The 18,845-nt window shown below is 63.7% G+C and carries 18 protein-coding genes and 1 tRNA gene; 12 read left to right on the plus strand and 7 right to left on the minus strand.

Annotation, left to right across the window (positions count from 1 at the left end; all coding sequences use genetic code 11):
- The gene (locus BM190_RS00755) at nt 1-741 is read left to right on the plus strand and encodes an SDR family oxidoreductase (protein WP_092251410.1); all 741 of its coding nucleotides are present in this window, start codon (nt 1-3) and stop codon (nt 739-741) included.
- Between the two features lie 153 nt (nt 742-894).
- Here the strand turns inward: BM190_RS00755 and BM190_RS00760 are convergent, their stop codons facing one another.
- Complete coding sequence (locus BM190_RS00760) at nt 895-1,860, minus strand: complex I NDUFA9 subunit family protein (RefSeq protein ID WP_092251411.1); 966 nt, start codon at nt 1,858-1,860, stop codon at nt 895-897.
- 151 nt (nt 1,861-2,011) lie between these two features.
- Here BM190_RS00760 and BM190_RS00765 point away from each other — a divergent pair.
- Nucleotides 2,012-2,098, plus strand: a tRNA-Leu gene (locus BM190_RS00765).
- Between the two features lie 117 nt (nt 2,099-2,215).
- Here BM190_RS00765 and BM190_RS00770 read toward each other — a convergent pair.
- Entirely contained in the window at nt 2,216-3,487 is a 1,272-nt protein-coding gene (locus tag BM190_RS00770; RefSeq protein ID WP_092251412.1) for an MFS transporter, read from the minus strand.
- Nucleotides 3,488-3,782: 295 nt separating this feature from the next.
- Here BM190_RS00770 and BM190_RS00775 point away from each other — a divergent pair, with 295 nt between their 5' ends.
- From BM190_RS00775 to BM190_RS00820, 10 genes are all read left to right on the plus strand, one after another.
- On the plus strand, nt 3,783-5,075 hold the full coding sequence (locus tag BM190_RS00775) for a UbiA family prenyltransferase (RefSeq protein WP_244550557.1): 1,293 nt from the start codon (nt 3,783-3,785) through the stop codon (nt 5,073-5,075).
- A 104-nt stretch (nt 5,076-5,179) separates the two neighbouring features.
- On the plus strand, nt 5,180-5,794 hold the full coding sequence (locus tag BM190_RS00780; RefSeq protein ID WP_018323452.1) for a ribonuclease D: 615 nt from the start codon (nt 5,180-5,182) through the stop codon (nt 5,792-5,794).
- Nucleotides 5,795-5,968: 174 nt separating this feature from the next.
- Nucleotides 5,969-6,697: an LPS export ABC transporter periplasmic protein LptC gene (gene lptC / locus BM190_RS00785; protein ID WP_092251414.1), complete on the plus strand. Its 729-nt coding sequence runs from the start codon at nt 5,969-5,971 to the stop codon at nt 6,695-6,697.
- Between the two features lie 5 nt (nt 6,698-6,702).
- Complete coding sequence (locus BM190_RS00790) at nt 6,703-7,425, plus strand: LptA/OstA family protein (RefSeq protein ID WP_177236839.1); 723 nt, start codon at nt 6,703-6,705, stop codon at nt 7,423-7,425.
- 223 nt (nt 7,426-7,648) lie between these two features.
- Nucleotides 7,649-8,653 carry an LPS export ABC transporter ATP-binding protein gene (gene lptB / locus BM190_RS00795; RefSeq protein ID WP_092251416.1) on the plus strand — a complete coding sequence of 335 codons (1,005 nt, stop codon included), beginning with the start codon at nt 7,649-7,651 and terminating at the stop codon, nt 8,651-8,653.
- A gap of 89 nt (nt 8,654-8,742) precedes the next feature.
- Nucleotides 8,743-10,359 (plus strand): RNA polymerase factor sigma-54, encoded by a 1,617-nt coding sequence (rpoN, locus tag BM190_RS00800; RefSeq protein WP_092251417.1) that lies wholly within the window; start codon nt 8,743-8,745, stop codon nt 10,357-10,359.
- 201 nt (nt 10,360-10,560) lie between these two features.
- Nucleotides 10,561-11,187 (plus strand): ribosome hibernation-promoting factor, HPF/YfiA family, encoded by a 627-nt coding sequence (gene hpf, locus BM190_RS00805; protein ID WP_018323447.1) that lies wholly within the window; start codon nt 10,561-10,563, stop codon nt 11,185-11,187.
- Between the two features lie 230 nt (nt 11,188-11,417).
- Nucleotides 11,418-11,879: a PTS IIA-like nitrogen regulatory protein PtsN gene (gene ptsN / locus BM190_RS00810; protein ID WP_008141251.1), complete on the plus strand. Its 462-nt coding sequence runs from the start codon at nt 11,418-11,420 to the stop codon at nt 11,877-11,879.
- Nucleotides 11,880-12,369: 490 nt separating this feature from the next.
- Nucleotides 12,370-13,686, plus strand: coding sequence for an O-antigen ligase family protein (locus BM190_RS00815; protein WP_244550558.1), 1,317 nt, complete (start codon nt 12,370-12,372; stop codon nt 13,684-13,686).
- Nucleotides 13,687-13,699: 13 nt separating this feature from the next.
- Nucleotides 13,700-14,722: a glycoside hydrolase family 5 protein gene (locus tag BM190_RS00820; RefSeq protein WP_092251418.1), complete on the plus strand. Its 1,023-nt coding sequence runs from the start codon at nt 13,700-13,702 to the stop codon at nt 14,720-14,722.
- A 142-nt stretch (nt 14,723-14,864) separates the two neighbouring features.
- Here the strand turns inward: BM190_RS00820 and BM190_RS00825 are convergent, their stop codons facing one another.
- The 5 genes from BM190_RS00825 to ugpA all read right to left on the minus strand — a co-directional run bounded on the left by BM190_RS00825 (nt 14,865) and on the right by ugpA (nt 18,801).
- Nucleotides 14,865-15,137 (minus strand): BQ00720 family protein, encoded by a 273-nt coding sequence (locus BM190_RS00825; RefSeq protein WP_007598581.1) that lies wholly within the window; start codon nt 15,135-15,137, stop codon nt 14,865-14,867.
- 50 nt (nt 15,138-15,187) lie between these two features.
- Nucleotides 15,188-15,613: an Hsp20 family protein gene (locus BM190_RS00830; RefSeq protein WP_018323442.1), complete on the minus strand. Its 426-nt coding sequence runs from the start codon at nt 15,611-15,613 to the stop codon at nt 15,188-15,190.
- Between the two features lie 261 nt (nt 15,614-15,874).
- A complete protein-coding gene (locus BM190_RS00835) occupies nt 15,875-16,963 on the minus strand; it encodes a sn-glycerol-3-phosphate import ATP-binding protein UgpC (RefSeq protein ID WP_092251419.1) in 1,089 nt (362 codons plus the stop codon).
- A 108-nt stretch (nt 16,964-17,071) separates the two neighbouring features.
- A complete protein-coding gene (gene ugpE / locus BM190_RS00840; RefSeq protein ID WP_092251420.1) occupies nt 17,072-17,920 on the minus strand; it encodes a sn-glycerol-3-phosphate ABC transporter permease UgpE in 849 nt (282 codons plus the stop codon).
- Nucleotides 17,920-18,801 carry a sn-glycerol-3-phosphate ABC transporter permease UgpA gene (gene ugpA / locus BM190_RS00845; protein WP_092251421.1) on the minus strand — a complete coding sequence of 294 codons (882 nt, stop codon included), beginning with the start codon at nt 18,799-18,801 and terminating at the stop codon, nt 17,920-17,922. The genes ugpE and ugpA overlap by 1 nt, the downstream gene beginning before the upstream one ends.
- Nucleotides 18,802-18,845 lie beyond the last annotated feature (44 nt).

Here is an 18,845-nt window from a genome sequence, read left to right on the forward strand (position 1 = left end):
GTGACGTCACGCAAATCTGTATTGGTGCTCGGCGGCTCCTCCGACATCGGCCGCGCCGCCGCGCGTGCCTTTGCCAAAGCCGGCTACGATGCCGGCCTCGCAGGCCGCGACGTCGCCGCGCTGGAGCCTGACGCGGCCGATCTGCGCGCGCGTTACAATGTCGACGTCGGTCTCTACAAGTTCGACGTGCTCGACACCGCCACGTTCGAAAGCTTTGTGAACGGCCTGCCGGCATTGCCCGACGTCGTCATCTCGATCGTCGGCCTGCTCGGTATGCAGCAAAATGCCGAGAGCGATCTCGCCCACGCCACCGCGATCATGCGCTCGAACTACGAGGGCCCGTCGCTGATCCTCGGCCTGTTCGCCGAAAAATTCTTGGGCCGCGGCAGCGGCACGCTTGTCGGCGTGTCCTCCGTCGCCGGCGACCGCGGCCGTGCCTCGAACTATGTCTATGGCTCGGCCAAGGCTGGCTTCTCCGCCTTCCTGTCGGGCCTGCGCGCCCGCGCCAGCCGTGGCGGCGTGCATGTCGTCACGGTCAAGCCTGGCTTCGTCCGCACCAAGATGACTGATGGCATGAAGCTGATCGGCCCGCTCACCGTCGAAGCGCCGGTCGTCGGCGATGCCATTCTCCGGGCGGTCGAGAACAAGACCGACGTCGTCTATGTCAGCGGCAAATGGCGCCTCGTGATGCTGATCATTAAGACGCTGCCGGAAGCGGTATTCAAGAAGCTGAAGTTCTAAGTCGCCGGCCGCGCCGGTGGTGCACTCCCTCTCCCGCTTGCGGGGCTGGGGAGGGGGTAGCTCCGCGGGCGAGAACCCCCAAGAGGAGAAAGCCCTCACCCGGATTGCTTCGCAATCCGACCTCTCCCGCAAGCGGGAGAGGTGACACCACCCTCACACGCTCATACGCTGGAACTGACCGGCGGCGCGGAAGCGCCAGAGATATTGCGGGGCGATCGCTTCCAGCGAATCCGGCGTAATGCCGAGCCCTTCAAGCGTGAGCCCGGCGGCCTTGGCCGCGTCCGACACCACATTGTCGCGCTCGAGCATCGTGACCTGGTCCGGCGTCAGCTTGAAGGCGCCCGGCGCGAATTGCAGGAAGTTCGCCTGGAAGCGGGCGAGGCCGAACGGCAGCGGGATCAGCGCCGGCTTGCGCGCGGTGATCTCGAGGATGGCCTCGATGATCTCGCGCATGGTCAGCACTTCCGGCCCGCCGAGCTCGTAGGTCGCGCCCGCCTTGGCCTTGCCGTCGACGGCGTCCGCGATCGCGGTGGCGACGTCGCCAACATAGACCGGCTGCATCCTGGTCTCGCCGCCGATCAGCGGCAGCACCGGCGACATCCGGGCCAGCGCGGCAAAACGGTTGGTGAACTGGTCCTCGGGGCCGAACATCAGGGAGGGGCGGAAGATCGTCGCCGACGGCACCGCTGCCCTCACCGCGGCTTCGCCGGCCGCCTTGGCCTTGGCATATCGCGAGGGCGATTCGGCATCGGCCCCGATCGCCGAGACATGCACCAGGCTGGCGCCGGCCGCGGCCGCCGCCTTGGCGACGGTTTCGGCGCCCTTGGCCTGGACCGCGTCAAAGGTCTGCGCGCCGCTCTCGGTCAGGACGCCTACGAGGTTGATGACGACGTGCGAATCACGCAGCGCCGCCTCGACCGAGGCCGGATAGCGTAAATTCGCCTGCACGGTATGGACCTGCCCGACCTTGCCGGAGGGCTGGAGGTATCCGGCGAGTTCCGGCCGCCGCACCGCGACCCGGACCCGGTAATCCCGCTTGCACAGCGCGCGGACGACATTCCGGCCCAAAAACCCCGATCCGCCGAAAACCGTGACGAGCGTGTCCAGATTCGATGCCATGGGAGCCGTTCCTGCGGAAAAGAGTGCGTCTTGTCAGGCTTGTATCGGGCCGGTTTGCGATGCGCAATCGGCATCCCCAAACCCGGGTCACGCATGAATTGACAACGGCGTCACCGAACCGTAGTAACCGCCTCCGTGCCCCAAACGGCATGCCCAGGTGGTGGAATTGGTAGACGCGCTGGCTTCAGGTGCCAGTGGCTTAACGGCCGTGAAGGTTCGAGTCCTTTCCTGGGCACCATTTTGCGGAATTCGGACGCAAATTAAGACGGCTCCCGATCCGCGAAGATAGCGGAGCGGCGATTGCTGCATCGCCGTCGCGACGGTCCCCCGGTACGCCAGTTCGTCCCGTTTCCCCTTACACCACCCTTTTCCCCGTCCGCTCCGCCACCGCCCTCTGCACAAAATACATAGCTACCAGCGAGACGATCGCCGATGCTACGACGACGTAGCCGATCCGGTCGAAATGGATCAGCGAGCCATCCGCCCCTTCCGTGATGATGCCGGCGGCGAGCACCGAGCCGAGGCCGCCGGAGAGCTGCTGTAGCGAGGCGCTGACCGCGCTGAACGAGCCGCGCTGGTCGGGATCCGGGATTGCGGACATCAGGGCCTGCGACGGGATCATGCGCGAGAAGATGCCGACGAACATCAGCACGTTGACGAGGATCGCGGTCACCAGCGTGACGTGGCCGAGATGGGTGTAGATCAGCACCATGATGACGGACACCACGCTGCCGAACACGAAGGTCGGGTATTTGCCGAACGCATCGCTTGCCCTGCCGACCAGCGGCCCCGTGACGATGCTGAACAGGCCTGAGACGAGATAGATCGTCGGCAGATGCGTGATGTCGATGCCGAGATTGTGCACGGTGAAGGCGCTGGAGAACGGCATCAGCATGTAGCCGCCGGTCGCCAGCAGCGTCGTGACGAAGAAGGCCAGCGTGTAGCGCGGCTGCCCGACGGTCGAGATCAGATGGTGGAACGGGTTCTTGTCCTGTTTCCGCTTCAGATGCGCGTCGACCGGCTCCATGGCGAAGGCGATGATGGCGATCGCCGCGATCGACACCACGACGATCGCAATGAAGCAGACGTGCCAGCTCCAGTGATTGGCGAGAAACAGGCCGGCGGGAATGCCGAGCACCTGGCTTGCTGCAAACGCGGTCTGGATGAAGCCCATCACGCGGCCGCGCAGATGTAGCGCGAACAAATCGGTGACGATGGCGAGCACCACTGAGCCGATCACGCCGCCGAACAATCCGGTCACGATCCGGCCGAGCAGCAGCACATGATAATTCGGCGCGATCGCGCAAAGCAGGGTCCCGAGCGTGAAGCCGACATAGAAGAACAGCAGCAGGCGCTTGCGATCGAAGCGATCGGCAAAGCCGGCGGCCAGCACGCCCGAAATGCCCGCGCTGAACGCGTAGGCCGACACCGCGACGCCGAATTGGCCGGCCGTGATGTCGAGCGCGGGCATCAGGATGGCGCCGAGCGGCGACATGATGATGAAGTCGAGGATGATCGTGAACTGCGTGAACGCGAGCAGCGCGATCAGAAGCGCCTGGTAGCGCGAGAAGCCGCGTTGGCGTTCTGACGGGTCGTCGATCGGCGCGGCGAGCGTCTGTTCGGTCATGGATCTCGATTCATGGGTCGCGGGGAGGGAAACTGGCAGATGGGGTGGGCCCGCACGATTTCCACGGGCCGCGCGCCACAGGCTCCGCCGAAACGGGCAGTTCGCGCGCCGCTGTGGGTTCCGTGCAACAGCCCTGTTCTCGCGGCTTCCGGCAGCCCGATTAAGCCGCCCTTAGCGAATGCTCCCCTAGTGTCATGACCGTCCATTTCCCTGCTCCCCGGCCCTGAGCCGGTCAGTTTGCGGCAAGTCAGAGCGTATTCGGATGGAGCAGCCTGCCCGGCAGTATGATCCTGGCGTGCCCGAGCCGTTGGTCACGGCGGCGGCTGCGCGGACGCTCGTCATCGATCTCGAAGGCGGCCTGCTGCGGTCCGAGCTGCTGATGGAGGCGCTGTTCTCCAGCCCCGGCCGCATGCTCGCCCGCTTCGGCGCTGGCGGACGTCCGGGAATGGCGGCACTCACGGATATCCTGGCGCGCGCCGAGATCGACTACGCCCATCTGCCCTACGAGCCCGACGTGCTGAACCGGGCTCTCGCGGCGCGGGCGCGGGGCGCGAAGATCTATCTGGTGGCCGGCCGGTTCACCCACCATGCCGCCGGCGTTGCCGCACATCTCGGCTTTGACGGCGTCGTTGCGCCGGCTGATCTGGCTGCAGGCGAAAAGCTGCCGTTCGATCCCGGCGCTATCGAGCGCATCGCCGCGCGCAGCAGCAAGCGTGCGAGCCTCAAGATCTGGGCCAAGGCGCTGCGTGTCTATCAATACGCCAAGAACACGCTGGTGTTCGTGCCTGTCATCACCGCGCATCAGCTGAATTTTGCCAGCTTTGGCTCCGCGCTGCTGGCGTTCCTGGCGTTCTCGGCCTGTGCGTCGGGCGCCTATCTGATGAACGACCTCCTGGATCTCGCAGCGGACCGGCAGCATCCGACCAAGCGCCATCGCGCGCTGGCGGCCGGAGATCTGCCGATCTCGTCCGCGCTATCAGCGATCCCTGCGTTGTGGCTGTTCGCGGTCGTGGCCGGCCTCTGCATCTCGCCTTTGTTTCTCGGCGTGCTCGGCGCCTATCTCGTCACCACGATTGCCTATTCGCTCGCGCTCAAGCGCAAGATGCTGGTCGACATCGTCACGCTCGCCGGTCTCTACACGCTTCGCATCGTCGCCGGCGCGGTCGGCGTCGGCGTGGTGCTGTCGGAATGGCTGTTGATCTTCTCGCTGTTCGTGTTCACCTCGCTGGCGCTGATCAAGCGCTTCAGCGAGCTCAGCATGCGCGAGAGCGCCGGCCTTTCCGATCCTTCCAACCGCGACTATCGCGTCACCGACCTGCAAATCATCGCGGCGATGGCGGCGGCGAGCGCGATGAACGCGGTGACCGTGTTCTCGCTCTACGTCTCCTCGACCGCGGTGACGCCGCTGTACAGCCGTCCCTGGCTGCTGTGGCTGCTCAATCCGCTGCTGCTCTACTGGTTCGGCCGCGCCCTGATGATGGCGCATCGCCGCGAGATGCCCGATGACCCGATTCTGTACGCCTTCCGCGACGGCCCCAGCCGCATTGCGGTTGCTGCGATGATCTGCATCATGCTGGCGGCGATCTGAGCGAAGCCCGTGCTTGCGCGGCCCGCCGGCAATGGCTACATCGCGGGCAATCCGAATTCGCTATTGTGCCGACGCACCGATTAGACCCGAGGTTTTGAAACGCCATGACCGTACGCCTGCATCGCGGCGACCTGCCCGACCTGTCCCGCTACACCGGAGCGGTTGCGATCGACACCGAGACCATGGGGCTGAATCCGCACCGCGACCGGCTCTGCGTGGTGCAGCTCTCGCCCGGCGACGGCAGCGCCGACGTGGTCCAGATACCCAAGGGCCACACCGACGCGCCGAACCTGAAGGCGCTGCTGGCCAATCCCGCCATCACCAAGATCTTCCACTTCGCGCGGTTCGATGTCGCGGTGCTGTACCAGACCTTCGGCGTCATGACCGGCCCGATTTATTGCACCAAGATTGCCTCGCGCCTGACCCGCACCTACACCGATCGCCACGGCTTGAAAGACCTCGTGCGCGAGGTGCTCAATGTCGATCTCTCCAAGCAGCAGCAATCCAGCGATTGGGGTTCCGACAGCCTGACCGAGCCGCAGCTCGCTTATGCCGCCTCGGACGTGCTGCACCTGCATGCCTTGCGCGAGCGGTTAGATGCCATGCTGGTGCGGGAGGGCCGCACCGCGCTGGCCAAAGCCTGTTTCGACTTCCTGCCGACCCGCGCCCTGCTCGACCTCCAGGGCTGGGCGGAGGAGGACATTTTCGCGCATTCCTGAGCCCTCGACCGCCGGTTAGACTTCGGGCTGCGCCCCGTTTCGGACACTTTCGTGCGGCCTGTCCGAGCCTGATATGTCCAAGGCTGATATGTACAAGGCTGCATATTGCGGCGCTGACGGGTACAATGGAGCGGCCTGCAACCCGGCCTGGCGAGCGGCACCTCAGGAGCTCAGGTGAATTCGGCCCACAATCCCACCTACGACGCCGCGCTTGCGGCGAAGTTTGCCAGCGCGGCGCGCCACAGCCGTCTGGTGCGGATTCTGCGCCTCGCGGTGCCGGCTGCAGTGCTGTTGTCGATGGCCGCCATCGTCGGCGTCTCGGTCTTCAATCCGTTCCGCATGCTGATGCCGAAGCTGCCGCTCGATTCCGGAAACCTGGTGGTGTCGGGCACCAAGATCACGATGGAATCGCCGCATCTGGCGGGCTACACGCCGGACCAGCGACCCTACGAGCTCTGGGCCAAGACCGCGACGCAGGACATCACCGATCCCGATCATGTCGATCTCTCCGACCTGCGCGCGAAGGTGCTGATGGAGGATCAATCCACCCTGTTCCTCGATGCCCGCACCGGCCGCTTCGACAACAAGCAGCAGCAGCTCGATCTGCACAAGGACATCTTCCTGCGCACCTCGACCGGCTACGAGGCGCGGCTGAACTCGGCCTTCGTCGACATGGGCAAGGGCACGGTCTCCTCGGACGAGCGTGTCGACGTCAAGCTGACCAACGGCACGCTGACCGCGGACAAGCTGCGCATCACGGAAGGCGGTGACGTCATCCGCTTCGAGGGCAATGTGGTGATGCATCTGGACAAGCTGGATGACCCCGCCGCCGCTCAGCCTGCGCCAGCCGAGCCCGCGGCGAAGACGCGCACGCCCCAGAACAAGTCTGCCAACTCAAGATGATTTCCATGATCAGGTTTTTTCCGCGCAACGACAACAAGCGCAGTGCCATCATCCGTGCGGCTGTGCTGGGCCTAGGTCTCTTGATCGTAGCCGATGCGGCGCGTGCACAGAACTCGACGAATGCGCCGAACAACGCGCTTCAGGGCTTCTCGCAGAACCGTGATCAGCCGATCCAGATCGAAGCGGCCTCGCTCGAGATGCGCGACAAGAAGAAGGAAGCGACCTTCTCCGGCAATGTGAAGGTCATCCAGGGCGACACCACCATGACATCGAAGACACTGGTGGTGTTTTACGAGTCGGGCGGCGGCGACAAGCCGGCGACACCGCAGCAACCGGCGGCGAAGGGCGCAAAATCGACGGCGCCGATGCAGTCGGCGCAGCCGGGTCCGGGCGGCAGCTCCTCCATCAAACGCTTGGAGGCGCACGGCAATGTCGTGGTCACCCAGAAGGACCAGGTGGTGACCGGTGAGACCGCCGTGTTCGACACCAAGACCAACCTCATCACCATGTTCGGCGGCGGCTCGGGCCAGGTGGTCATGACGCAGTGCAAGAATGTGATGCGTGGCGATCGGCTGAAGGTCGACATGACGACCGGCGTGTCGCGGGTGGAATCTGATAGCGGCCGGGTGCAGGTCTTGCTGCCGCAGGGCGCCGGCAACGATTGCGGTTCGGGCAAGCCCGGCGGGGCGCCGCCTTTGCAATTGCCGGGCGCAACTAAACCGAAATAAATTCAATGGCTTGGTCCGGACGCTCCCGAACCGAGGTTGAAGCTTGGCCGGTGAGACTGTATCTAGCGCGCAGGGCTTTCGAAGCGGGGTCCGCCGCTTTTCGGGCGTGTTTCACTGGGCATGAGACATCCCTTCACTCATGCTGCATCGGCCAGTCGAACGGCCGGTGCGGCAGATCGCGCGAATTCGCGCAGGATCGTCGCGAAAGGCTTAGAAGGCGGGGATGGTCGATCTCTTCAGCATGTTCCGTCGGCGCCCCGCCAAGCGCGGCCGGCCAGGATTTGCGCGTCAGGACATCACCGCGCTTGGTGACGGCGTCGGCGGGCTCGTGACGAGCCCGATCCGGGACGCGCCGATGGCCCGCGACCAGGCGATCCATGCGCCCGATCAGTTCCAGGGTGACTATCAAGGCGACTATCAAGCCGAGGCGCCGCGTCAGCCGGCAGTTCACCCCGTCAGGGCCGCCGCCAAGCCGAACGGCGGTGGGCCGCAGCTCCTGAAGCGGCCCGGCTTTCTGGCTGTGCATAGCGTGGAAAAGGCCTTCGGCAGCCGCCAGGTCGTGCGCGGTGTCAGCATCTATGTGCGCCGCGGCGAAGCAGTCGGCCTGCTCGGTCCGAACGGCGCCGGCAAGACCACCGTGTTCTACATGATCACCGGCCTGATCAAGGCCGATCGCGGCGCCATCGAGCTCGACGGCCACGACGTCACCAAGCTCCCGATGTATCAGCGCGCGCGGCTCGGCATCGGCTATTTGCCGCAGGAAGCCTCGATCTTCCGCGGCCTCACCGTCGAGCAGAACATCCGCGCCGTGCTCGAAGTGGTGGAGCCCTCGCGCAAGAAGCGCGAGCAGCAGCTCGATTCGCTGCTCGACGAGTTCAACATCACGCGGCTCAGGAAATCGCCCTCAATCGCTCTGTCGGGCGGCGAGCGCCGCCGCGTCGAGATCGCGCGCGCCCTGGCGACGCGGCCGAATTACATGCTGCTCGACGAGCCCTTCGCCGGCATCGACCCGATCGCGGTCGGCGACATCCAGGACCTCGTCCGCCATCTCACCAATCGCGGCATCGGCGTCCTCATCACCGACCACAATGTCCGCGAGACGCTCGGCCTCACCGACCGCGCCTACATCGTCTATGCCGGCGAAATCTTGACCGAGGGGAGCCCGGATGAGATCGTCGCCGATCCGGACGTGCGCCGCCTTTACCTTGGCGAGGAATTCCGCCTCTAGCCCGTTTTTGCGTTCGTCAAGACGTGTACATCGGGCTCGGACTAAGATAAGCAAAAATCGGACCAATTTTTGGGAACGGTTCTTGCTTCATGGCTCTCACGCAGAGATTAGAGTTCCGGCAGTCGCAGTCGCTGGTCATGACGCCGCAGTTGATGCAGGCGATCAAGCTGCTGCAACTGTCCAATCTCGATCTCACGACCTTCGTGGAAGAGGAGCTCGAGCGTAACCCCCTGCTGGAACGGGCCAATGACGAGGCCCCCGCGGGCGAGCCCCCGGCCGAGGCCGGCCAGTACAGCGATGGCGAGGAGTCCGGCGGCCAGGGCGATGACGGCTTTGGCGGCGGCGACGCCTTCGAGCCGGGCCAGGAAGAATGGATGAGCAAGGATCTCGGCACCCGCGCCGAGATCGAGCAGACCCTCGACACGGGCCTCGACAACGTCTTCTCCGAGGAACCGGCCGAGGCCGCGGCGCGCAACGCCCAGGATGCCGCGCCGACCACCTATACGGAATGGGGCGGCGGCGCCTCCGGCGACGAGGACTACAATCTCGAGGCCTTTGTCGCGGCCGAGTTGACGCTCTCGGACCATCTCGCCGAGCAGCTCTCGGTGGCCTTCACCGCGCCTGCCCAGCGCATGATCGGCCAGTATTTGATCGACCTCGTCGACGAGGCCGGCTATCTGCCGGGCGATCTCGGCCAGGCCGCCGAGCGCCTTGGCGCGACGCAAGCCGACGTCGAGAGCGTCCTTGCCGTGCTGCAAAAATTCGATCCGCCCGGGGTCTGTGCGCGCAATTTGAGCGAATGCCTGGCGATCCAGCTCCGCGAGCTCGACCGCTACGACCCCGCGATGCAGGCTCTGGTCGAGCATCTCGATCTCCTGGCCAAGCGCGACATCGTGGCCCTGCGCAAGATCTGCGGCGTCGATGACGAGGACATCGCCGACATGATCGGCGAGATCCGCCGCCTCAATCCCAAGCCCGGCATGAAGTTCGGCTCGGCGCGTCTGCAGACCATGGTGCCCGACGTCTATGTCCGCCCGGGTCCCGACGGCGGCTGGCATGTCGAGCTCAACAGCGACACCTTGCCGCGCGTGCTGGTCAACCAGACCTACTATTCCGAGCTGTCGAAGAAGATCGGCAAGGACGGCGACAAGTCCTATTTCACCGACGCGCTGCAGAACGCGACCTGGCTGGTGCGCGCGCTCGACCAGCGCGCCCGCACCATCCTGAAAGTTGCAACCGAGATCGTGCGCCAGCAGGACGGCTTCTTCACCCATGGCGTGGCGCATTTGCGGCCGCTCAATCTGAAGGCCGTGGCCGATGCCATCCAGATGCATGAATCCACGGTGTCGCGTGTCACCGCCAACAAGTACATGGCGACCAATCGCGGCACGTTCGAGCTGAAATATTTCTTCACGGCCTCGATCGCCTCGGCCGACGGCGGCGAGGCGCATTCCGCCGAAGCCGTCCGCCACCACATCAAGCAGCTGATCGATTCGGAGGAGCCCGCGGCGATCCTGTCGGACGACACCATCGTGGAACGCTTGCGCGCCTCGGGCATTGATATTGCCCGCCGCACGGTCGCGAAGTACCGCGAAGCCATGCGCATTCCTTCCTCGGTGCAACGTCGCCGCGACAAGCAGAGCGCTCTTGGTAACGTCCTCACCACCGCCTTGTCCGATCGCTCCCGCAACACCGAACCGGCCTGATTGCGCTGGCGCGAAATCGCGCTACTCTCGACCCCCCGTCGAGACGGATCCAAGCACACGCATGATCCGGAAAAGTGTCCAGCGGTTTTCCTTCCCGACAAACGCCGAAGGCGTTTGCGGGGAGAGCATGCGCAGGAAATCTTCCAAAGGTGCGATGACGTGGCATCGCACCGCGAGCACGTGAACCAAGCGAGGCATCACATGACTCTCAGAATCTCGGGAAAGAGCATCAGCGTCGGCGAGGCCCTGCGCGGCCGCGTTTCCGACCGCACCGACGAGGTGCTGCGCAAATATTTCGACGGCAATTATTCCGGCCACATCACGCTCAGCAAGGACGGCTTCGGCTTCCGCACCGATTGCGCCCTGCATCTCGATTCCGGAATTACGCTGGAGGCCGATTCGAACGCGCCGGATGCCTATGCCAGCGCCGACCAGGCGCTGCTGATGATCGAGAAGCGGCTGCGCCGCTACAAGAACCGGCTCAAGGACCGCTCCGCCCGCAAGGCCCATGTCGCCTCCGAAGCAATGGCTGCGCTCGATGCCACCAGCTACGTGCTCGAGGCGCCGGAGGGCGAGGACGAGGTCACCGGCTACAGCCCCGTCATCATCGCCGAGGCCACCACTTCGCTGAAGCCGCTGTCGGTCAGCGAGGCCGTCATGGAACTCGACCTGAGCGGGGCTCCCTGCCTGGTCTTTCAGCACGGTTCCAGCGGCCGGGTGAACATCATTTACCGCCGGGCCGACGGCAATGTGGGCTGGATCGACCCGCCCGGAGCCAAAACGGATGCCGGCGCGGATGGCAAGGGGAACAGCGCGGCCGGGGGATAGGCAAAGCCCGGCCCCGTACCATCCGCAGGCCTTAACAATGACCGGGGCAAAGCCGCACGCGGGAGTTGGCACCGGGATTGCGTTGGAGTAGAAGCGCCCCACATCAGGACTTAACGGGATTTGGGCTAAGTCCTCCTCCTGCTTGACCTTCTTGACGCCGGCCCGGCGTGGTTTCTCTCCAAGCCGGCCAATTCGGAACCTGACGGTTTAATTCACCTCGGAAACCCTCCATGCCGATTACCGATCTGGTCGCACCCGAGGCGATTCTCCCGGCATTGAAGGTCAACAGCAAGAAGCAGGCCCTGCAGGAGCTCGCGGCGAAGGCCGCCGAGCTGACCGGGCAGAACGAGCGCTCCGTGTTCGAGGTGCTGCTGCAGCGGGAGAAGCTCGGCACCACCGCGGTCGGCTATGGCGTTGCCATTCCGCACGGCAAGCTGCCCAAGCTCGAAAAGATTTTTGGCCTGTTCGCACGTCTCGACCGTCCGATCGATTTCGAGGCGATGGACGGCCAGCCGGTCGATCTCGTCTTCCTGCTGCTCGCCCCCGAAGGCGCCGGCGCCGATCACCTCAAGGCCCTCGCCCGCATCGCCCGCCTGTTGCGCGACCAGGACATCGCCAAGAAGCTGCGCGCTTCGCGCGATGCCCAGGCGATTTACTCTGTGCTGGCACTGCCGCCGGCCACCGCGGCGTAACTTCGCGGTCAAAGGCCGGATCGACTCTGGCCTCCCGGATCGCCCGGCATTGCCGGCGTCGCGCCCTGCCCTGGGGGATCTGCAGGTAGACGCTCCGAAATTTTTCCCGCTTGAGACGCACGGCATATTGGGCGGCGTCAAAATCCGCTAACAGTCGTTCGAAGCTGTGGACTGAGCGGACGTGATTTGGAATGGAAATGCGTCGTTGCGCATTGGCGCGGCGGGGGGAGAACGGCGCGGGGAACCGGGCCTCGGCCGGCGGATGCCCGGCGTATCGTCCAGAAGCTACCCGCCTGGCAAGACGCCCAGGAGATCCCCTCGGTGCCGGCGTTGGAGCCGGCGACAAACCGCCAATCATCGATATCGTTGGGTTCAGGCTGCGCTTTTGCTCGAATTGATGTCCGGGCCAATCGAGGCCCGCTCGCGGCGCACGTCCCGGGAATGTCGACCGCGCGAAGGCGGTCGCGACGCTCGGTAGGGGACATCGGCCGTGCTTCAGGAAGGTCAGCTCAGGGCCAGCCCACAAATCGGTTCGGATTCCGAGGCATACGAAAGCGCGATCTGGAAAGCGCGCAGCGTCGGTGTGGAGAAGCTTGCCAGAAACGTGATCCGCGGTTCGATCACCGTCAACGTGGTCGCGTCGATGGGGGTCTTCCAACCCGCGCTGCTTCCCGCAGAGTGGAGCAATCTGCAACAGGCCGTTGCGCTCGTGATGTGGGTCATCCTGATCTACGCCAGTGTCTTCGTGCGTCCACGCGTACGCGTGCAGCCGAATCCCGATCTCATCGCGCTGGTGGCATTCTATTCCCTCGCTGCCATTTCCGTTCTCTGGACCAGTCTCGCCGTTGCGGCGATCATGAAGAGCGCGGCACTTGTGGTGACGACCTTCGGTGCGTACTGCCTCATTACCCGTATCGACGTGGACGAGATCGTCGGATCGACGGCACTCGGGTTCTTCATTCTGGTCGCCGCCTCGGCCTTGTGTGCCGTCTTCGTGCCCGAGATCGGCGTCGACCAGAGCTGGATGCACAATGGCCAGTGGCAAGGAATCTACGAATCGAAGCAGACGCTCGGTTTCATCAGCGCATATCTGATGTTCTTTGCCTGCTATCAGAAGATGACCGGGCAGGGATGGATCGCTTTTCTCGCGACGTTTCTCTTGGCGTCGACGTGCGTCATCGCCTCGGAATCCCGTGGTGCCGGCGCCGTTGCCGTTGCCGCGTGTGGGCTGCTCGTCACCTCGATGTGGTCGATCCGCTGCATGAGAGTCTATGCGGTGCTGCCATTCATCATGTGCATTCTGGCCGCCCTGCTGTTTCTGTATTTCTATCTGACGGGGTACGATTCCTTTCATCTCGGCGGCGAATCGACCATCGACTTGACCGAGCGGACTTTCATTTGGCAGTACGCCATCAGCCATTTCAACGACGCGCCCCTGCTGGGCTTTGGCATCAACGGATTCTGGACGCGCCCCGCGATTTACGACTACTTCAACCAGAACCATGGCTGGGTGCTCGACAATTATCATAGCGGTTACATCGCGGTGGCGATTGAAACGGGATTTCTGGGATATTTGCTGTTTGTCGCGAGCGTCTATCTGTTTTCGGAAAAGGTCCTGTATTTGATCGCCACCCGGTCGATCGATCGTTCCCATTGCGCTCTCATCATCGGATTTGTCGTCCTGAGCTTTCAATCGAATTTCACGGAGACGATGTTCCTCCGCTCGACGATGTTCACGTCGGTGCTTCTCGTCGCGTTCTTCTTCGCGGTGTGCAGGCCGGTGCCGCAGCAATCCCTGCGGCCATGATGGAGAAAGCAGCATGAATGCCATCTGCGCCCGCTGGTTGGTGACCTTCCGTCTCACCTTGGCGATCGCCATGCTCGCGATCTGCTCTCAGGCCGACGCAGCCAAGCAGGGCACCGCGCGCACCCCCGGAGAATTGGGGCGCGGCATCAACATCCTCGGCTACGACGGCATCTGGGAGGGAGGCCGGAACGCGCCATTTCGTCTGGACAACCTCACTGCGATCAGAAACGCCGGGTTCTCGCACGTTCGGATCAATTTCTTCGGCTTCAAGTTCATGGGCGAAGGGAATCTGCTGGATGAAATCGTCTTGAGACGGCTTGATGCGGTGATCGAAGACGTGCTCGCCCGGAAGCTCATCCCCATTCTGGACGAGCACGATACGGATACTTGCCAGCGCGACGTGTCCGGATGCGCCGAGAAGCTGAAGGCATTCTGGACGCAAATCGCCGGGCGCTATGCCGGAAGATATCCGAAGCTTGTCTTCGAGGTCCTCAATGAGCCCGGCGGGCAGATGACGTCGACCAGCTGGAACGCCCTTCTGAACGAGTGTCTCGGCATCATCCGCACCAGCAACCCCGGACGGACGGTCATTGCTGCCGTTCTCAACGTCGATGACATGCCGGTCGAGGAACTGGCCCTGCCATCAGGTGACAGAAATCTCATCGTGACGTTTCACTATTACGCGCCGATACGTTTCACGCATCAGGGTGCGCCGTGGTCCCCAACGTTCTCGCGGCTCGGGCCACTCGATTGGGGCAGTCCGGAGGACGAACGGAAGGCTCTCGCCGACTTCGAAAAGATTCGTATCTGGTCCGAAAAGGAAAAGCGCCCGATCTATCTCGGCGAGTTCGGCGTGTACGAGCGCGCTCCGACGGACGCCCGGACGCGATATCTGTCGTTCGTGGCGCGAACTGCGGATCGGCTTGGCTGGGCATGGGCCTATTGGCAGTTCGACCATGATTTCGCGGCCTTCGACAGCGCGCGTCAAACCTGGAAGCCGGACATCCTGCGGGCGTTGATCCCGGCGGTGCATTGAAGCGCGTGTTCGGGATCGAGAGTTGAGCCTACTGCGGCCTCACGCACCGTCATTGCGAGGAGCGTCATCGTGTCAAAATGAAAACGGGCACGCCTTCGCAAGAAGGCATGCCCGCTGGAAACTCTGTTCGTGCGACGTGCGCTCAGTGCACGCTGACGGCTTGCAGCTCGTTGCTCCAGGCGTTCGCGATCGCGGCTTCGCGGCTGTCGGTCAGCATGATCGGCGTGCCGTCGGCGGCGTGGAGCGCGAAGAGTTTTAAGCCCGGCGCGATTTTCGGCGCTTCGGGAAACAGGCCCGGCACGTCCTCGGAGCGGATCTGCTTCACATAGGCGATATGGCCTTCGCCAAGGGTTGCCAGCGTCTCCGGGGAGACGTTCTTGGCTTCGTATTCGAACGCAACGTGACCTTCACTCATGGTCTCGACTCCTCTGGAACACTAAGCGGTCGAGTCCGCTACTCGTTCCATTATTCGTGCTCATTGATAGCGATTGTCTTAACGATCCTCTCCGGTTCAGGCCGGGCCAGATCGATCGACAACAACCCGTTCTTCAGATCCGCACCCAGCACCAGCATCCCCTCCGCCAGCACGAAGGTGCGCTGGAAGTGGCGCGCGGCGATGCCGCGATGGATGTATTGCCGGGACTTGTCGTCCTGCTGCCGCCCGCGGATCACGAGCTGGTTTTCCTCAATGGTTACATCGAGTTGGTCGCGCGTAAATCCGGCGACCGCCAGCGTGATACGTAAGCGCTCGGGCTGGCCGTCCGCGCCGCCACACCTCTCGATATTGTAGGGAGGGTAGCCGTCGGCGCCTTTGACGACGCGATCGAGCACGCGCTCAATCTCGTCGAAGCCTAGAAGGAACGGACTGGATAACGTGGGAACACGAGACATAGTTTACAAAGTCCTCGCAGAAGCGACTTTGGTGCATCAGGGCCCGTAGAGGCGCCCCTTGATCAGCAATATGGGCATGTTCCTGTGCTGGTTCAAGCAGGTAGCCGGGGAGCTGTGGATTGGCCATCTCCAGCCGTCATGACTGGGACGAGCCCGGGCATGACGAATTCAGCTGGCGATTTATCTCAACAAAAACAGACCCCCTTCTACTGTGCATGGGGTTGTTTTTGCGTTTTGTGGTTTCCGGCCCCTCGGAACGGATCAGGCCTCCAGCCGCGTCCGGCCGTCGCCGCTGAACAAATGCAGCTTCGTCCGCACCGCCGCCACCCGGATTTTCGCGCCGATCGCTGGGGCCTCGGTTCCGGGAATGCGGACGATGATCTCGCCGGGCGGCAGCTCGCCGGGGGTGGCGGCGACGCGCTGCTCCTCCTGCTCGCGCGAGCCATAGACGAAGGTCTCGGCGCCGACGCGCTCGATCGCTTCCACCGTCAGCGGCAATGCGACGCCGCCGGCCGGGGTCTGGTCGGTGATGACGAAGTCTTCCGGGCGGATGCCGAGGATGCCGGCGTCCGCCGCCGCGCTGCCGGCGAGCTGCGATCTGATCTCCTCGGGGCGCGTCGACATCAAATTCATCGGCGGTGCCCCGATGAAGGAGGCGACGAAGGTGGTCGCCGGCTTTTCGTAGATCGCGAGGGGATTGCCGACCTGCTCGACCTGGCCGCCATTCATCACGACGAGAATGTCGGCGAGCGTCATGGCTTCGAGCTGGTCGTGGGTGACGTAGATCGACGTGGTGTTGAGCCGGCGCTGCAATTTGCGGATTTCGACCCGCATCGCGATGCGCAGTTTCGCATCGAGATTCGACAGCGGCTCGTCGAACAAAAACACCTTCGGCTGGCGCACGATGGCGCGGCCCATGGCGACGCGCTGGCGCTGGCCGCCGGAGAGCTGGCGCGGCTTGCGTTCCAGCATCGGTGACAGCTCGAGCACGCGCGCGGCTTCCTCGACGCGGGTTTTGATCTCGGCTTCCGCCATGCCGCGGTTGCGCAGGCCGTAGGCCATGTTGTTGTAGACGCTCATATGCGGATAGAGCGCGTAGTTCTGGAACACCATCGCGATGTCGCGATCGGCGGGCTCGACCTGGTTGACCACGCGGCCGCCGATGTCGATCTCGCCGCCGGTGACGGTCTCGAGGCCCGCGACCATGCGCAGCAAGGTGGACTTGCCGCAGCCGGAGGGGCCGACCAGCACGCAGAACTGTCCGTCGCCGACATCGACGTTGACGCCCTTGATGGCCTCGAAGCCGCCGAGATAGGTCTTGCGGACGTTGCGCAGGGTGACGTTAGCCATGTGTTGCACCAGCGAATAGCGAATAGGGAGTGGCGAATAGGGAGTAACGAGAGAGCAAGGCAGAAGCAGCGACCCCATTCGCTACTCGCCATTCGCAATTCGCCATCATCACTTTTCCGTCTCGACCAGGCCGCGCACGAACAATTTCTGCATGGCGACGACGACGAACACCGGCGGCAGCATGGCCAGCATGGCGGTCGCCATCACGATCGGCCATTCGGTCAGCGCGTCGGTGGTGGTGATCATCTTGCGGATGCCGACCTGGATGGTCTGCATGTCGTCGCGGGTGGTGATGAGCAGCGGCCAGAGATATTGATTCCAGCCGAGGATGAACAGGATCACGAACAGCGCCGCCATGTTGGTGCGCGACAGCGGCAGCAGTGTATCCCAGAAGAAGCGCAGGGGACCCGCGCCGTCGATGCGCGAGGCCTCGAGCAATTCGTCCGGCACCGTCATGAAGAACTGACGGAACAGCAGCGTCGCGGTGGCCGAGGCGATCAGCGGCAGCGCGAGTCCCGCGTAGCTGTCGAGCATGTGCAGATCGGCGACGATCTTGTAGGTCGGATAGATGCGGACCTCGACCGGCAGCATCAGCGTGATGAAGATGATCCAGAAGATCGGCATCCGGAACGGAAAGCGGAAATACACGATCGCATAGGCCGAGATGATCGAGATCGCGATCTTGCCGACCGCGATCAGCAGCGCCATCACCAGCGAGTTCAGCATCATGTTGCCGACAGGCTCGCGGGTCGAGCCGCTCGTGCCGACGAAGATGGTTTGATAATAGGTCTCGAAGAAATGACCGCCCGGCAGCAGCGACATCTGCCCGTTCGCGATCAGCGCGTTGTCCTGGGTCGAGGCGACGAACGCGATGTAGACCGGGAAGGCGACGATCGCGATCCCGATCCAGAGAATGATGTGCGCGACGTAGCGCCGAAAGCCCTCTTCCTCGACCATCAGTAGGTCACCTTGCGTTCGACGAAGCGGAACTGGATTCCCGTCAGCACGATGACCATGACCATCAGGATCACCGATTGCGCCGCGGAGCTGCCGAGATTGCCGCCGAGCAGGCCGTCGGAATAGACCTTGTAGACCAGCGTTTCGGTCGACTTGCCGGGTCCGCCGCGGGTCATGGTGTCGATGATGCCGAACGTGTCGAAGAAGGCGTAGACGATGTTGACGACCAGCAGGAAGAAGATGGTCGGCGACAGCAGCGGAAAGGTCACGGTCCAGAACCGGCGCATCGGGCGCGCACCGTCGATCGCGGCGGCTTCGAGCACGCTTCGCGGGATGCTCTGCAGGCCGGCGAGGAAGAACAGGAAATTGTAGGAGATCTGCTTCCAGGCGGCGGCGAGGACGATCAGCGTTGCCGCCTGGTCACCGTCGAGCAGCGGATTCCAGTCGATCCCGAGCGCGCGCAGGTAGCGCGCGATAACGCCCAGCGAGGGATGCAGCATGAAGATCCAGAGCACGCCGACGACCGGTGGCGCCACCGCATAGGGCCAGATCAAGAGGGTGCGGTAGAGCATCGAGCCGCGCAGGGGCTTGTCCGCCATGACGGCGAGCAGCAGCGCAAAGGACAACGACGAGACCGCGATGGCGAACGAGAAGAAGAAGGTGCGGAGGATCGCCTCGAAATAGGCGGGCTCCCTGAACAGATCGAGATAGTTCTCGAACCAGACGAAGCTCGTCGACAGGCCGAAGGCGTCCTGGAGCAGGAAGGACTGGATCACCGCCTGCAGGGCCGGCCAGTAGAAGAATAGCAGGACGATCGCGAGCTGCGGCGCAACCAGCACGTAAGGCAATAGCTTGGATTGGAAAATGGCTTGCTTTTGCATGGTGTCCGCCGAAAGCGGCAGGCCGGGGGACCGGCCTGCCGCTC

The organism is Bradyrhizobium sp. Rc3b (genome assembly GCF_900114915.1).
In the GTDB taxonomy this organism is placed as follows: domain Bacteria; phylum Pseudomonadota; class Alphaproteobacteria; order Rhizobiales; family Xanthobacteraceae; genus Bradyrhizobium.

Coding starts and splice junctions, on each gene's coding strand:
- BM190_RS00820 (WP_092251418.1), top strand. CDS start 13,700: ATGAATGCCATCTGCGCCCGCTGGTTGGTGACCTTCCGTCTCACCTTG.
- ptsN (WP_008141251.1), top strand. CDS start 11,418: ATGCCGATTACCGATCTGGTCGCACCCGAGGCGATTCTCCCGGCATTG.
- BM190_RS00770 (WP_092251412.1), bottom strand. CDS start 3,487: ATGACCGAACAGACGCTCGCCGCGCCGATCGACGACCCGTCAGAACGC.
- BM190_RS00780 (WP_018323452.1), top strand. CDS start 5,180: ATGACCGTACGCCTGCATCGCGGCGACCTGCCCGACCTGTCCCGCTAC.
- rpoN (WP_092251417.1), top strand. CDS start 8,743: ATGGCTCTCACGCAGAGATTAGAGTTCCGGCAGTCGCAGTCGCTGGTC.
- BM190_RS00790 (WP_177236839.1), top strand. CDS start 6,703: ATGATCAGGTTTTTTCCGCGCAACGACAACAAGCGCAGTGCCATCATC.
- lptB (WP_092251416.1), top strand. CDS start 7,649: ATGGTCGATCTCTTCAGCATGTTCCGTCGGCGCCCCGCCAAGCGCGGC.
- BM190_RS00825 (WP_007598581.1), bottom strand. CDS start 15,137: ATGAGTGAAGGTCACGTTGCGTTCGAATACGAAGCCAAGAACGTCTCC.
- ugpA (WP_092251421.1), bottom strand. CDS start 18,801: ATGCAAAAGCAAGCCATTTTCCAATCCAAGCTATTGCCTTACGTGCTG.
- hpf (WP_018323447.1), top strand. CDS start 10,561: ATGACTCTCAGAATCTCGGGAAAGAGCATCAGCGTCGGCGAGGCCCTG.
- ugpE (WP_092251420.1), bottom strand. CDS start 17,920: ATGGTCGAGGAAGAGGGCTTTCGGCGCTACGTCGCGCACATCATTCTC.
- BM190_RS00760 (WP_092251411.1), bottom strand. CDS start 1,860: ATGGCATCGAATCTGGACACGCTCGTCACGGTTTTCGGCGGATCGGGG.
- BM190_RS00830 (WP_018323442.1), bottom strand. CDS start 15,613: ATGTCTCGTGTTCCCACGTTATCCAGTCCGTTCCTTCTAGGCTTCGAC.
- BM190_RS00835 (WP_092251419.1), bottom strand. CDS start 16,963: ATGGCTAACGTCACCCTGCGCAACGTCCGCAAGACCTATCTCGGCGGC.